General features: G+C 72.8%; 14 protein-coding genes. 3 read left to right on the forward strand and 11 right to left on the reverse strand.

Annotated features, from left to right (window positions below; translation table 11 throughout):
* Positions 1-86 precede the first annotated feature (86 nt).
* The 3 genes from AB0J55_RS32790 to AB0J55_RS32800 all read left to right on the forward strand — a co-directional run bounded on the left by AB0J55_RS32790 (position 87) and on the right by AB0J55_RS32800 (position 2,197).
* Positions 87-1,286 (forward strand): sensor histidine kinase, encoded by a 1,200-nt coding sequence (locus AB0J55_RS32790; protein WP_364257293.1) that lies wholly within the window; start codon positions 87-89, stop codon positions 1,284-1,286.
* Positions 1,274-1,930 carry a response regulator transcription factor gene (locus tag AB0J55_RS32795; protein WP_364257295.1) on the forward strand — a complete coding sequence of 219 codons (657 nt, stop codon included), beginning with the start codon at positions 1,274-1,276 and terminating at the stop codon, positions 1,928-1,930. Before AB0J55_RS32790 ends, AB0J55_RS32795 begins: the two co-directional genes overlap by 13 nt.
* Before the next feature lie 72 nt (positions 1,931-2,002).
* A complete protein-coding gene (locus AB0J55_RS32800) occupies positions 2,003-2,197 on the forward strand; it encodes a hypothetical protein (protein ID WP_364257298.1) in 195 nt (64 codons plus the stop codon).
* Here AB0J55_RS32800 and AB0J55_RS32805 read toward each other — a convergent pair.
* The 11 genes from AB0J55_RS32805 to AB0J55_RS32855 all read right to left on the reverse strand — a co-directional run bounded on the left by AB0J55_RS32805 (position 2,166) and on the right by AB0J55_RS32855 (position 12,990).
* Positions 2,166-2,534, reverse strand: coding sequence for a hypothetical protein (locus AB0J55_RS32805; RefSeq protein ID WP_364257301.1), 369 nt, complete (start codon positions 2,532-2,534; stop codon positions 2,166-2,168). The two genes, AB0J55_RS32800 and AB0J55_RS32805, sit on opposite strands and share 32 nt — an antisense overlap.
* 174 nt (positions 2,535-2,708) lie before the next feature.
* Positions 2,709-3,656, reverse strand: a complete 948-nt coding sequence (locus tag AB0J55_RS32810) for a helix-turn-helix domain-containing protein (RefSeq protein WP_364257304.1) — start codon at positions 3,654-3,656, stop codon at positions 2,709-2,711.
* A 21-nt stretch (positions 3,657-3,677) separates the two neighbouring features.
* Entirely contained in the window at positions 3,678-4,244 is a 567-nt protein-coding gene (locus tag AB0J55_RS32815; protein WP_364257307.1) for a TetR/AcrR family transcriptional regulator, read from the reverse strand.
* Between the two features lie 55 nt (positions 4,245-4,299).
* The gene (locus AB0J55_RS32820) at positions 4,300-5,613 is read right to left on the reverse strand and encodes an ABC transporter substrate-binding protein (protein WP_364257310.1); all 1,314 of its coding nucleotides are present in this window, start codon (positions 5,611-5,613) and stop codon (positions 4,300-4,302) included.
* Complete coding sequence (locus AB0J55_RS32825) at positions 5,600-6,670, reverse strand: branched-chain amino acid ABC transporter permease (protein ID WP_364257313.1); 1,071 nt, start codon at positions 6,668-6,670, stop codon at positions 5,600-5,602. Before AB0J55_RS32825 ends, AB0J55_RS32820 begins: the two co-directional genes overlap by 14 nt.
* Complete coding sequence (locus AB0J55_RS32830) at positions 6,667-7,518, reverse strand: branched-chain amino acid ABC transporter permease (protein ID WP_364257316.1); 852 nt, start codon at positions 7,516-7,518, stop codon at positions 6,667-6,669. Before AB0J55_RS32830 ends, AB0J55_RS32825 begins: the two co-directional genes overlap by 4 nt.
* Positions 7,519-7,547: 29 nt before the next feature.
* Complete coding sequence (locus AB0J55_RS32835) at positions 7,548-8,255, reverse strand: ABC transporter ATP-binding protein (RefSeq protein WP_364257319.1); 708 nt, start codon at positions 8,253-8,255, stop codon at positions 7,548-7,550.
* The gene (locus tag AB0J55_RS32840; RefSeq protein ID WP_364257322.1) at positions 8,248-9,039 is read right to left on the reverse strand and encodes an ABC transporter ATP-binding protein; all 792 of its coding nucleotides are present in this window, start codon (positions 9,037-9,039) and stop codon (positions 8,248-8,250) included. Before AB0J55_RS32840 ends, AB0J55_RS32835 begins: the two co-directional genes overlap by 8 nt.
* 223 nt (positions 9,040-9,262) lie before the next feature.
* Positions 9,263-10,240, reverse strand: coding sequence for an ABC transporter substrate-binding protein (locus AB0J55_RS32845; protein ID WP_364257325.1), 978 nt, complete (start codon positions 10,238-10,240; stop codon positions 9,263-9,265).
* Between the two features lie 632 nt (positions 10,241-10,872).
* The gene (locus AB0J55_RS32850) at positions 10,873-12,102 is read right to left on the reverse strand and encodes an MFS transporter (RefSeq protein WP_364257328.1); all 1,230 of its coding nucleotides are present in this window, start codon (positions 12,100-12,102) and stop codon (positions 10,873-10,875) included.
* Between the two features lie 273 nt (positions 12,103-12,375).
* Complete coding sequence (locus tag AB0J55_RS32855; protein WP_364257331.1) at positions 12,376-12,990, reverse strand: thioesterase domain-containing protein; 615 nt, start codon at positions 12,988-12,990, stop codon at positions 12,376-12,378.
* Positions 12,991-13,032 lie beyond the last annotated feature (42 nt).

A 13,032-nucleotide genomic window follows, 5' to 3' on the forward strand; every position in this document is an offset into this window, starting at 1 on the left:
GGCGCGGCCGCTCGTTCGATCCCGTGGAGAGGTGGATCGGGGGTAGCGCCAGCACCACCACGGTGGTGGGGTGGGACACTGTGCGGGTGACGACGCGCCTGCGCGAGTGCTGGTCGGCGGTGCGCTACCTGGTGGTCGGCGCCGGTACTTCGCTGCTGTCGTTGTTCGCCCTCGTCGGGCTGTTCGCCGTGCTGCTGCTGTGCCCGTTCGGCGTCGGCATCCCGTCGCTGGCGCCGATGATCCGGCTCTCCCGGTGGCCGGTCGGGGTCGACCGCCGCCGGGCCGCGCGGAAGCTCGGCGAGCCGATCCCCGAGCCCTACCGCGACGGCTCCCCGCTGAAGGACCCGGCCACCCGCCGCGACCTCGCCTGGCTCGCGATCCACGCCGCGACCGGCCTGATCATCGGCGCGCTGGCGTTCGGCCTGCCGGTGGGCGCCGTCCAGCAGGTGATCACGATCTTCGTCTGGCCGCTGGTGCCCGGCGGGATCGAAGGCTCGCTCGGGATCGTCGTCGACTCCTGGCCGAAGGCCGGGCTGGACCTGCTGGTGGCCGCCGGCATGGTCGTGGCGACACTGCAGCTGCCGCGCGTCGCCCGGTGGCAGGCCCGCACCGCGCGGAAGCTGCTCGCCCCCGCCCCCGGCGTCGTGCTGGCGGACCGGGTCGCCGAACTGACCGCGACCCGGGCGGCGGCGCTGGAGGCACACGGTGCCGAGCTGCGGCGCATCGAGCGTGACCTGCACGACGGCACGCAGGCGCGGATCGCGGCGGTCGTGCTGCAGCTGGGCATCGCCGGCCAGCTGTACGACCGCGACCCGGCGACGGCGCGGGACCTGCTGGTCAAGGCGCAGGACACGGCGACCGACGCGCTGGCCGAGCTGCGCACGGTCGTCCGGAGCATCTACCCGCCGCTGCTGAGCGAACGCGGCCTGGCGGGGGCGGTGCGCGCGCTCGCCGAGCGCAGCCCGGTGCCGGCCGTCGTCGACGTCGAGTACGAGACGGGCCGCCCGGCCGCGGTCGAGGCCGCCGCGTACTTCGTCGTCGCCGAGGTGCTGGCCAACGTGACCAAGCACGCCGATGCGTCCAAAGTGGACATCGTGCTGGGTGGCACGGCGTCGTTGCTGTGCCTGGAAATCCGCGACGACGGCCGCGGCGGCGCGGACGAGTCGCGCGGCAGCGGCCTGGCCGGCATCCGCCGCCGCGCGGAAGCCTTCGACGGAACCCTCACCCTGACCAGCCCACCCGGTGGGCCGACCGTGCTGCGAGTGGAGCTGCCATGCGGGTCGTGATCGCGGAGGACGACGCGTTGCTGCGCGAAGGCCTCGCTCTGCTGCTGAAGACGGCGGGCATCGAGGTGGTGGCGGCGGTCGACAACGCCGAGGACTTCCTGGCGTTCGTCGAGCAGGACCGCCCGGACGCGGTGGTGATGGACGTGCGCATGCCGCCGACCCACCGCGACGAGGGCCTGCGCGCGGCCGTCCGCGCCCGCGAAATCCACCCGGCGCTGCCGGTGCTGGTGCTGTCGGCGCACGTGGAGACGAGCTACGCGGTCGAACTGCTGGCCGACGGCGTCGGCGGCGTCGGGTACCTGCTCAAGGAGCGCGTGGGCAAGGTGGAGCGGTTCCTGGACGCGCTCCAGCGGGTCGCGAAGGGCGGCACGGCGATGGACCCGGAGGTGATCGGCCAGCTGATGGCCCGCCGCCGGACGGCGGACCCGCTGGCGGCGTTGACGGCCCGGGAACGCGAAGTGCTGGGGCTGATGGCCGAGGGCTACAACAACGGCACGATCGCCGAGCTGCTGGTGGTCAGCGACGGCGCGGTGCTCAAGCACATCCGGAACATCTTCGCGAAGCTCGGGCTGCCGTCGGACGAAGGCGCCGGGCACCGCCGCGTGCTGGCGGTGCTGGCCTACCTGGGCCGGGATGCGGGGTAGCGCAGGCACTACCCCGCATCCGGGTGCGCACGGCATTTCCGGTGCCCCCGGCGGATCTCTAGCGTCTACGGCATGAACAACGACAACGTTTCGACGCGTACTTCGAGCCCGGCTCTGCTGTGGCTGGTCCTGGTGGTCAGTGCCGTGATCAACGCGGCGGGTCCCCTGGTGGGGCTGGGCCTGGTGCCCCGGATGGTGGCCGGCACGATCGCGGTGGTGATGATCGCGCTGCTGATCACCCGGCACGTCCGGCGCCGGCGCGCCTGACGACCGCGAGGGCCGCGGCGACCAGCCCGGCGGCGACCCAGAACGGGCTCACCGTCCCGATGAGCGCTCCGGCGAGGAGCGGACCCGCCGTGGCGCCGGTGTTGAGCGCCGCGGTGGCGTAGGAGCCGGCCATCGTCGGGGCGACGGTGGCGAGGTGCAGGATGCGCGTGATCACCGTGCCGCCGACCGCGAACGACAAGGTGCCCTGGGCGAAGGCGAGGACGGGCAGCGCTGCCGGGACGAGGGCCAGCGTGCCCCAGCCGGCGAGCAGCAGCGAGCCACCGAGCACCACAACCCGACCGGGCCACCGGTCCGCGAGCCGGCCGGCCGCGGTCACCCCGGCGAAGCAGCCCGCACCGAACGCGGTTTACGTCCGGCAGGCCCGGCCGAGGCGGCGTACCCGGCCCACGGCCACCAGCGGCGACCAGCCTGCGCCCGGCTTGGCCGGGCCCGGCCAAGGCGTACGCCCGGCAAGCCCGAAGCCCCGCCCCGCCTACGTCCCGGGCCCCTCCTACACCGCGGCCCCCCGGAAGCCCGTCCGATAGGCCTGCGGGCTCGTCCCCACCACCCGCTTGAACCGCTCGCGGAACGCCGTCGGCGACCCGAACCCGACCTGGCCCGCGATCCGGTCCACCGGCTCGTCCGTCGCCTCCAGCAGGTACTGGGCCCGGCGGACCCGGGCCCGCAGCAGCCACTGCAGCGGCGTCGTCCCCGTCTGCTCGCGGAAGCGGCGGTTCAGCGTCCGCGTGCTCATCCCCACCCGCGCCGCGATGCCGGACAGCGTCAGCTCGTCCGCGCAGTTCTGCTCCAGCCACGTCAGCACCGGCTCCAGCTCCGATCCGCGCGGGACCGGCGGTGGGTCCTGGACGATGAACTGCGCCTGGCCGCCTTCGCGCTCCAGCGGCATCACCGACAGCCTGGCCGCGTCGGCCGCCACCGCCGAACCGAAGTCGCGGCGGATCAGGTGGAGGCACAGGTCCAGGCCCGCCGCCGCGCCCGCCGAACTCAGGAACTGGCCGTTGTCCACGTACAGCACGTGCGGGTCCACCGCCACCGCCGGGTGCAGGCGGGCCAGCTCGGCCGCCGCGGCCCAGTGGGTCGTCGCGCGCAGGCCGTCCAGCAGTCCCGTTTCGGCCAGGATGAACGCGCCCGAGCAGATCGAGGCGATCCGCGCGCCGCGGGCCGCCGCCGTGCGCAACGCCGCCAGCACCTCGGGCGGTACCGGGGGGTTCGACGAGCGGCCCGGCACCATGATCGTGTCCGCGCCGGCGAGCCCGGACAGGTCCCACGGCGGCCGCAGGGTGAACATCCCCGCGTCGACCTCGGGCGCCGGCCCGCAGATCCGGACCTCGTACGCCGGGGCGCCGCCCGGGAGGCGGGTGCGCGAGAAGACTTCGATGGGCGTCGCCAGGTCGAACGGGACGACCCGGTCCAGCGCGAGGACGGCCACGGTGTGCATGCCACCACGATAGATCGTCCACTAAGGACGGAGACTGCACAGCATCAGGTTCGCGAAGTGCTCGCCCACCTGCTCCCCCGACAGCTCGCCGTCGGCGTGGTACCACATGCCGAGCCGGTGGATGGCGCCGAAGTGGTAGTTGATCACCAGGTCGGCCGGGACGTCGGCGCGGAAGACGCCGGTCCGCTGGCCCTCGGCGACCAGGTCCCGCACCCGCTCGTGGTAGGTGCGCCGCTCGGCCCGCACCTGGACCTGCTTGGACTTCTCCAGCAGCGGGAAGGACTGGAAGAACACCGTCGCCGCGTCGAGGTCGGCGATGCTCGTGACGACGACGTCGGCGACGATCGCGTGCAGCCGCTCCGGCAGTGGCAGGTCCGACTCGGCGATCGTCACCATCCGCCGCGTCTGCATCCGCAGCATCGCGACGTAGATTTCGAACAGCAGGTCGTCTTTGGACTCGAAGTAGTGGTAGAGCCCGCCCTTCGTGACGCCGGCGGCCTCGACGATCTCGCGGACCGTCGTCGCCTCGAAGCCCTTCTCGGCGAACAGGCGCACCGCCGCCCGCACCACCTTCTCCCTGACCGTCATGGCGCCACCCTAAGCGAGGGGGCGGGCCGGGCCGCGGGACAGCCCGGCCCCTCCCTCACCTGCGCACCAGGTTCACCTGCTCCGGGGTCACGCGCTCGCCGGTGTACGGCGTGATCGCCCCGGTACCGCGGTCGGTGACGGCCGGCGGCTGGATCACCGTCGTCGTGACGTCCGGGTTGATCTTGAACACGTACGCGCCGGTGTAGCCGGAGTGCGACTGCTTCGAGAAGCCGAACGGCGTCAGGCCCGGGCCCTTCAGCTCACCGGAGCTCATCGCGTCGACGACCTTCTGCCGCGTCGGGTCCGGCCCGGCCGCCTTGAGCGCCTGCCCGAACGTGTAGGCCTGCACCATGCCGAACAGGACGGTGTTCGTGAACGGCTCCTTCGCGATGTACTTGTCGTGGATGCCCTTGAAGTAGGCGACCCACGGGTCGGACGTCTGAGCGACGTCGGGCAGGTAGCCGGTGCCGATCAGGCCGGCCAGCAGCTGCGCGCTGGACACGCTCGCGCCGCCGCGTTTGGCGAAGTCCTGCAGGAGCCCGGACAGCGTCGCCAGGTCCGCGCCGATGCTGCTGACCACGAACTGCGGGTGGTAGCCGATCTTCGCCGCGGCCAGGATGGCCAGCGCGGTGAACGCCGGGATGCACGCGCAGACGACGACCTCCGCACCCGCGCCCTTCAGCGCGGACAGCTGCGGCGTGACGTCGGTGTTGGCGCTGTCGTAGCCCTGCCGGACGACGGTCTGGTCCTTCACGAACTGGTCGAGCCCGGCCTGGGTGTCGCGGCCGACGTCGTCGTTCTGCGTGAAGTACCCGACCTTCTTGCCGGCGAAGTTCTCCTTGACGTACTTGCCCTGGATCTTGCCCTCGCGGGTGTAGTCCACCTGGTACCCGAAGGTCATCGGGTCCTTCTGCGGGTTGTCCCAGGCGAGTGCGCCCGACGACACGAGCAGGTCCGGCACGCCTTCGGAGTTCAGGTAGTCGACGACCTTCGAGTGCGTCGGCGTGCCCAGGCCGCCGACGATCGCGAACACCTTGTCCTGCAACACGAGTTTCTTCACGACTTCGACGGTCTTGGTCGGGTTGTAGCCGTCGTCCTCGACCTTGTAGTCGATCTTCCGGCCGTTGATCCCGCCGCCGTCGTTGATCGCCTGGTACACCGCGCGGGCGCCGACGGAGATCTTGCTGTACCCGGGCGCGGCCGGGCCGGTGAGCGGCTGGTGGGTGCCGATGACGACGGTGTCCTTGGTGACGCCGACGGCCGAGTCGGCGGCCTGCTGCCCGCTGCCGTCGCTCTCGCCCGCCCCGCCGCACGCGGTCAGCGTCAGGGCGATGGCCAGGAAACCCGCGCCGTACCTAATGGTTCTCATCGTTCTCCTTTGCTCGGCGGATCGCCGTCTGGCGGCTGCGGAGCCACTGGAAACCGCCCTGGATGCCGCGCGGGAAGGCGAGCACGACGACGATGAGGATCACGCCGTACACCGCGAGCGGGAGGTTGTTGGCCACGTCGGTGTTCAGGTGGAGCACGTCGGCGAGGTCCTCGGACCACGCCTGGAAGTACACGAGCGCGACCGCGCCCCACAGCGCGCCCCACAGGGACCCGAGGCCGCCCAGCACCACCGCCGCCAGCAGGCTGAGCGACAACGCGGGCGTGAACGAGCCGGGCGCGGCGGTGCCGAGCAGGAACGCCTGCAGCCCGCCCGCCAGGCCACCGCAGACCGCGCTGACCAGGAAGGCGAGGATTTTCGTGCGGCCGACGGCGATCCCGCTCAGCGCGGCGGCGACCTCGTCGTCGCGGACCGCGCGGAAGTCCCGCCCGAGCCGGCCGCGGACGATGTTCACCACCAGCACCAGGGCCAGCAGCACACTGAGCCAGACGATCCAGGTCTGCCAGCGCAGCTCCGGGACACCGATTCCGGCCGGTCTGCTGTGGACGGTGAAGCTCAACCCGTTGCTGCCGCCGAGGAAGTCGGGGAACTTCCGGGTCAGCGCGGGCAGCCCGACGGCCAGCGCCAGGGTCGCCCCGGCGAGGTACGGGCCGCGCAGCCGGGCCGCGGCGGCGCCGGCCAGCAGCCCGGCGAGCCCGCCGGCGGCCGAGGCCAGCAGCAGGTCGGCCCACAGCGGGAACGACGGCACCCGCCGCACCAGCAACGCGACCGTGTAGGCGCCGATGAACATGAACGCGCCGTGCCCCAGCGAAACCTGGCCGGTGAGGCCGGTCAGCAGGGTCAGCCCGGCCACCGCGACCAGGTAGTAGCCGATGGTCGCGATCCGCAGGTTGGTGAACTCGTCGGTGACCAGGGTCAGCAGCACGACCACCGCGAACGCGCCGAGCGCGGCCAGCGCGTGGACGGCCAGCGGCGGCAGCGTGCGACGCTGCTTCACCGGAGCCGCCCGGGCTTCCGGTGTCTTGGTGCGCACGGTCATACCCGCCTCACCTTGGCCCGGCCGAACAGCCCGCTGGGCCGGAGGGTCAGCACCACCACGAGGATGGCCAGCGCGGCGATCGTCACCAGCTCCGGTCCCAGGTAGCCGGACACATAGGACAGTCCGACGCCGAGGACGAACCCGCCGGCGATGGTGCCCAGCGGGTTGTCGAGCCCGCCGAGCACGGCCGCCGTCAGCGCGTAGACGAAGACGCCGTCCAGCACGTTCGGGAACAGGAACGGCGGCGTGGCGAGCAGCCCGGCCAGGGAGCCGACGGCCGCGGCCAGTCCCCAGCCGGCGGTGAGCATCAGCCCGACCCGGACGCCGAGCGTCCGCGCCACTTCGGGGGCGAACGCGGCCGCGCGCATCCGCAGCCCCAGTGGCGTGTACTTGAACAGCACCAGGACGAGCCCGGCGATGGCGAGGACGACGAGGACGACGAACAGGTCGTTGGCGGAGAACCGGCCGCGGAAGTCGAAGGCGTACGGGAACGCGAGCGGTTCGTTGGACCAGATCATCCCGGCGACCGCCTGCAGCACCAGGAGAAGCCCGAGGGTGACGATGATCGAGCTCAGCTCGGAGCGGTGCCGCAGCGGCCGGATCAGCAGCCGTTCGGTGGCTACGCCCAGCACGGTCCCGGCGACGATCGCGACGGCGAACCCGAGCCAGTAGCTGCCCGTCGCCTTCGTCACCGAGTAGGCGAGGTAGGTCGAGATCAGGGCGAGGGCGGGCTGCGCGAAGTTCACCACCCGGGTGGCCCGGTAGATGATGACCAGGGCGAGCCCGAGCGCCGCGTACACCGCGCCGGCCGAGATCCCGCCGAGGGTCAGGTCGAAGAAGTCCTGCATACCGGACCGTTCACCTCCATTTTGGACGGTCAGAAGCCGAGGTAGGCGTGGCGGAGGCCGTCGTCGGCCAGCAGTTCCGCCGCGGTGTCGACGGCCACGACCCGGCCGAGCGCGAGGACGTACCCGCGGTCGGCGATCGACAGCGCGCTGTGCGCGTTCTGCTCGACGAGCACGACCGTGAGCCCGGTCGAGGCCCGCAGGTCACGCAGGATCCCCATGATCCGGGCGGTGATGAGCGGCGCGAGGCCGAGCGACGGTTCGTCGAGCAGCAGCAGCCCGGGCCGGCTCATCAGGGCCCGGCCGATGGCCAGCATCTGCCGTTCGCCGCCCGACAGCGTCGAGGCGGGTTTCGCCGAACGTTCGCCCAGGGCCGGGAAAAGCTCGTACACCTCCTTGCGCGCGGCGGCGCGGTCGGCGCGGTCACGCCGCCACAGCGCGCCCAGCCGGAGGTTCTCGTCGACGGTCAGTTCGGTGATCACCCCGCCGCCTTCGGGCACGTGCGCGACGCCGCCGCGGGCGATCCGGTCCGGCGCGAGCCCGGTCAGGTCCTTGCCGTCCCAGGTGATCCGGCCGCCGCGGGCGGGCTGCAGGCCGCTGATCGTGCGCAGCAGCGTGGTCTTCCCGGCGCCGTTCGCCCCGAGCACGGCGGTGATCCCGCCGCGCTCGACGGTGACGCCGACGCCGTCGAGCGCGCGGACCGCGCCGTAGGCCACGGAAAGGTCTTCGATCTCAAGCACCGGGCGCCTCCTCGGCGGGGTCGCCGAGGTAGGCCTCGGTCACGCGGGGGTCGGCCTGGATCTCGGCCGGGGTGCCCGCCGCGATCACCTCGCCGAAGTTCAGCACCACCACCCGGTCGCAGACCTCCATCACCAGGTCCATGTGGTGCTCGACGAGCACCACCGCCATCTGCCGGCGCAGCGAGAGGATCAACGTCGAAAGCTCGAGGAGCTCGGCGGCCGAGAGCCCGCTCGCCGGTTCGTCGAGCAGCAGCAGGTCCGGCTCGGCCACCAGCGCCCTGGCGAGCGCGACGCGTTTGCGCACGCCGTAGGGCAGGACGCCGGGCAACCGGTCGGCGAGGTCGGCGATCCCCAGCTCGCCCAGGGCCGCGCGGGCCCGGCCGGTCAGCTCGGCTTCGTCGCGGGCCGAGCGGCCGGCGCCGGCGAGGGCCGGGAGGACGCCGGTCCGGGCGTGGCGGCTCGCGCCCGCGAGCACGTTCTCGAGCACGGTCAGCCCCGGGAACAGGCCGAGGCCCTGGAGCGTCCGGACGATCCCGAGCCGGGCGAGGTGTTCGGGCCGGTGCCGGACGAGCGGCTGCCCGCGCCAGAGCACGCGGCCCGCCTGCGGCCGGACGAAGCCGCAGATGACGTTGAACAGCGTCGTCTTGCCGGCCCCGTTGGGCCCGATCACGCCGACGACGGTGCCCGCGCCGACGCTCAGGCGGACGTCGTGCAGGGCGGTGAGACCGCCGAAGCGCACGGTCAAGCCGTCGGCCACGAGGAGGTCCTCGCCGGGAAGCGTCATCGTCGACCCTCTCACCATGTGGACACCGACGTACCGCGCGGTCGGTATGAAGAGACTGGGGCGCGGCGGCGGTCGTGTCAAGGTGCGAACCACCGAAACCGGACTCGCCCCCGGCGGTCCGAAAATTTCACGATGGCCGGCTACCGGGAAAACTTCCCGGCGGCACAACGAAAAGGGCGGGTGCGCGAACTCGCGCACCCGCCCTCGGCGGCCCGTCCCCGGCTCAGCCGGTGCCGGCCTGCGGGGCGATCATCGAAGAGGCGTCGATCTTCGTCTGCACGACGCCCAGCTGCTGCAGCAGGTCCGGGACCCGCTGGATGCGGCGGGCGTCCAGAGTGGACCCGAAGGCCGGCATCACCATCAGGCTGGCGATGTCCTGGTCGACCTTGGCGTTGCGGACGACCAGCGGCTCGATCCGGGACCGGTCCACCGCGGCGCGCGTGGCGTTGACCATTGCGCGCTGGAACGCCGCCACCGTCTTGGGGTGGTCCTGCACCCACTTGGCGGTGGCGCCGTAGCCGGTGAGCGGGAACGCCTGGGTGCTGCCGCTGGCCGCGTCGACCACCGGGTACGCGCCGGCGGTCTTGGCGGCCTGGGTGAGGAACGGTTCGGGCTGGTAGGCGGCGTCGACCCGGCCCTGCGCCAGCGCGGCGCCCATCTCCGGCAGCGGCATCGGGACCCACTGCACCTTGCTCGCGTCGATGCCGTGGTCGTGCATCACCGACCGGGTCAGCACGTCCGAAGCCGCGTTCTTCGAGCTGATCGCGATGCGCTTGCCGGTGAGGTCGTTCACGGTCTTGACCGGCGAGTTCGGCACGGTGACGACCTCGTTGCTGCGCGGGCTCGCCGACGTGCCGTCGGCCACCAGCTTGATGTCCGCGGTCCCGCTGTTCTTGGCCAGGAAGAACAGGGGGTAGGTGGACAGCGCGAGGTCGTCCTGGCCGTTCACCATCCGGGTCAGCGTTTCCTGGCCGCTGGCGCCGACGTCGGTCTGCACCTCGAGGCCCTCGGCCTTGAAGTAGCCACCCTCCTGCGCCAGCCACAGGGTGGCGAGGTCGACGGTGGTGAGGATCGCGACCCGGATCGACGGCTTTTCGACGGCACCGGCGGCGGTGGAGCCCTTGAGCTGGCTGCACCCGGTCACCAGGACGGCGATCAGGGCGAGCACGGCGAGCCGGCGCGTCGAGGGGCGTTGGGGCATGCCACTCCTCGGGGAGGATTCTGCGGATCACGGAATACGGCTCGTTCGGCCGGGATCAGCCGGACTGTAGATGACGATTTGCAGGGCCGCAATTACGTTGCCGAGAAATATGTCACGCCATGTTCACGCGAAAGAGTGACAAGAGGGCGATCAGGTAACCCACTGACAGGGTCGGTCCGGACGAGGGGAACAAACCCACGGCGAGCCATCGGGTTTCGTGATCTCGCCACCGCAGGTGACAGCGGTCACGACCATGCCAGAGCGACGCGGGCGCGCCGACCCGCCACAGGAACCGAACCCGGCGCCATCACTCTTCGATATTCCACACAACGTCATCGTTCCGAAATATTTCCGAAGAAAGCGAGGCCGGTTCCGATTCTTGGACAATTAATGGACACCGTGCCGAATTGACCGGAAATCGAACCGCGTACCCCGCCATCAGGGAACTCGTGGTGGCGGATGCCCTGCTCGCGGCGGGTTGTCCGACAGGTCCGGACGGGTGAATGCGGCAGCGGCTGATCGGACCAACCGCGCTCTTTCCCGGAGACGCCGGGGCAGGGAGAACGATTCCTCGCCGGCCCTCCCGGGCCGGCCGGTGAATTCGGCGCGGATCCCCGATCCGGGCCGAGGAATCAGCGCGCGGGCGTTGTGAAGCGGCGCAGGCCGGGCGTGGCCGCGCCGACCGCCACCACCGCCGCGACACACAGCACCCCGCCGCTGACCAGCGCGAACGTCCCGGAGGTCGCGCCGGCGACGAGTCCGCCGCGCAGGTTGCCGACGTCCGGACCGGCCTGGCCGACGATCTGCTCGGCCGCGGCGACCCGGCCCAGCAGCACGTCCGGCGTGGCCAGCTGGACGAGCGCACCGCGCGAAACCACCGAGACCGTGTCGGCGGCGCCCGCGACGACGAGGCAGGCCAGGCTCAGCCACGGGCCGGGCGCCAGGCCGAACCCGGCGAGCGCGACACCCCAGGCCGCCGACCCCGCCAGCATCACCCGGCCCGGCCGCAGCCGGCGCGTGAACGCCCCGGAGAACACCGAAGCCGCGACCCCGCCGGCCGCGACGGCCGACATGAACAGGCCGAGGGTGCGCGGATCGCCGTCGAAGCGTTCGGCGTTGACCAGCGGGAAGAGGCTGAGCGGCATGGACAGCACGGTGGCGGCCAGGTCGGTGAGCAGCGCACCCCGCACGACGGGCGTCCGCACGAGGAAGGCGAGGCCGTCGAGCACCCCGCGCACCCCGGCCCGCGCCGGTTCGCCGCCGGGCCGCATCTCCGGCAGGCCGAAGAGGCCGTAGAAGGCCATGCCGAAGGTGAGCGCGTCGACGACGTAGCAACCGCCGACGCCGAAGCGCCCGAGGACGAGCCCGCCGAGCGCCGGGCCGAGCAGCATCGCGCCCTGGAACGCGATCCGGCCCAGCGCGAGCCCGGCGGCCAGCTGCTCCGGCGGCAGCAGCCGGGGCACGAAGGTCCGCCCCGCCGGGCCGCCGAGTGCGAAGAAACCGGACTGCACGGCCACCAGCCCCAGCACGGCGGCCACCGGCACACCGCCGATGAAGCCCTGCACGGCCAGGAGAACCGAGCAGACGGTCTGCCCGGCCGTGGCGGCGAGCGCGATCTTCCGCCGGTCGGCGCGGTCGACGAGCGAGCCGGCGAACAACCCGAACACGATGAGCGGAAGCGCCTGCGCGAGCCCGACCGCGCCGGTCCACACGGTGCTGCGGGTCTGGGACCAGACCTGGAACATCACCGCGACGAGGGTCATCTGGAAGCCGAAGCCGGAGCAGAGCCGGCCCAGCCAGAGCCGCCGGAACGGCGGACACGTGCGGAGCGGGGTGAGGTCGACGAGGGCGCGGGTCAGCACGGCCGGATCACGGGCCGATTGTAACAGCGCTTATGCATGTTCGGCCGGTCCCCGCCGACGGAGCGCCCTGCCGAGGCTCGGACACCGGGGTCCGGGGTCAAGGTCCCTCCGGTCGACCGGGCCTCTTCGGCCGCCCAGTCAGTGCGCGGCACCGTGCGGTCCCGGCCCGGGGCGGGGCCGGGGCCGGGGCCGGGGCCGGGGCCGGGGCCGGGGCCGGGATGAGCACGCACCCCGCGCCGGCGTGCTCATCCCGGCGGTCCGCCGCGGGCCGGGCTACGCCTCGGTCAGCCGCGGCGGCGGGCCGGCCAGTGCCGAGATCAGGTAGCCCGCCCGCAGGACCGCGTCACGCAGCAGCGCCGTGCTGTCCTGCGCCCGGGCCGGGGTGAGCACGAACCCCGCGCTGGTGTGCTCACCCCAGCCCGTCATCACCTGCGGCTCGCCGAACCCCCGGATCGGACACGGCAGCGGCGGCGCGACGGGCACGTGCCCGTCGCTGACCAGCAGGCTGACGTCGGCGGGCTCCGCCTGCTCCGGCACCGCGCGCGCGGCCCGGTCCGGCGGCGCCTGGTGCGCCACGACGAGTGCCCGCGGGACCCCCAGTCCCGCGGCCACCCGCCGCTGGGCCAGCCGGTAGGCGACGAGCGCGCCGAGCCCCGCGCCGAACAGCACGTGCGGGCGGGCCAGGGCCCCGGCCAGTTCCGCGGCCAGCGACTCGACCAGCAGCCACATGTCCCGGTACGGGTGCTCGTCCCGGCGCGCGCCCCGGCCGGGCAGCTCGGCGACGTGCACCGCGATCCGGGGATCGCGCCAGGCCCGGTAGCGGCCGGCCGCTTCGCCACCCTCCGGGAAACACACGAACAACAGGCGCTCCGCGTCGTCTCGGTCCACCCCGTGGCCTCCCTTCCCAGCTGTCCACGGCTAGGGTCGATC

The organism is Amycolatopsis sp. NPDC049688, assembly GCF_040674975.1.
Lineage (GTDB): Bacteria > Actinomycetota > Actinomycetes > Mycobacteriales > Pseudonocardiaceae > Amycolatopsis.

What these genes read in the sequence shown, in the direction of transcription:
- AB0J55_RS32830 (WP_364257316.1), bottom strand. Translation starts at nt 7,518, where the DNA reads ATGCAGGACTTCTTCGACCTGACCCTCGGCGGGATCTCGGCCGGCGCG.
- AB0J55_RS32820 (WP_364257310.1), bottom strand. Translation starts at nt 5,613, where the DNA reads ATGAGAACCATTAGGTACGGCGCGGGTTTCCTGGCCATCGCCCTGACG.
- AB0J55_RS32825 (WP_364257313.1), bottom strand. Translation starts at nt 6,670, where the DNA reads ATGACCGTGCGCACCAAGACACCGGAAGCCCGGGCGGCTCCGGTGAAG.
- AB0J55_RS32845 (WP_364257325.1), bottom strand. Translation starts at nt 10,240, where the DNA reads ATGCCCCAACGCCCCTCGACGCGCCGGCTCGCCGTGCTCGCCCTGATC.
- AB0J55_RS32795 (WP_364257295.1), top strand. Translation starts at nt 1,274, where the DNA reads ATGCGGGTCGTGATCGCGGAGGACGACGCGTTGCTGCGCGAAGGCCTC.
- AB0J55_RS32840 (WP_364257322.1), bottom strand. Translation starts at nt 9,039, where the DNA reads ATGACGCTTCCCGGCGAGGACCTCCTCGTGGCCGACGGCTTGACCGTG.
- AB0J55_RS32815 (WP_364257307.1), bottom strand. Translation starts at nt 4,244, where the DNA reads ATGACGGTCAGGGAGAAGGTGGTGCGGGCGGCGGTGCGCCTGTTCGCC.
- AB0J55_RS32810 (WP_364257304.1), bottom strand. Translation starts at nt 3,656, where the DNA reads ATGCACACCGTGGCCGTCCTCGCGCTGGACCGGGTCGTCCCGTTCGAC.
- AB0J55_RS32800 (WP_364257298.1), top strand. Translation starts at nt 2,003, where the DNA reads ATGAACAACGACAACGTTTCGACGCGTACTTCGAGCCCGGCTCTGCTG.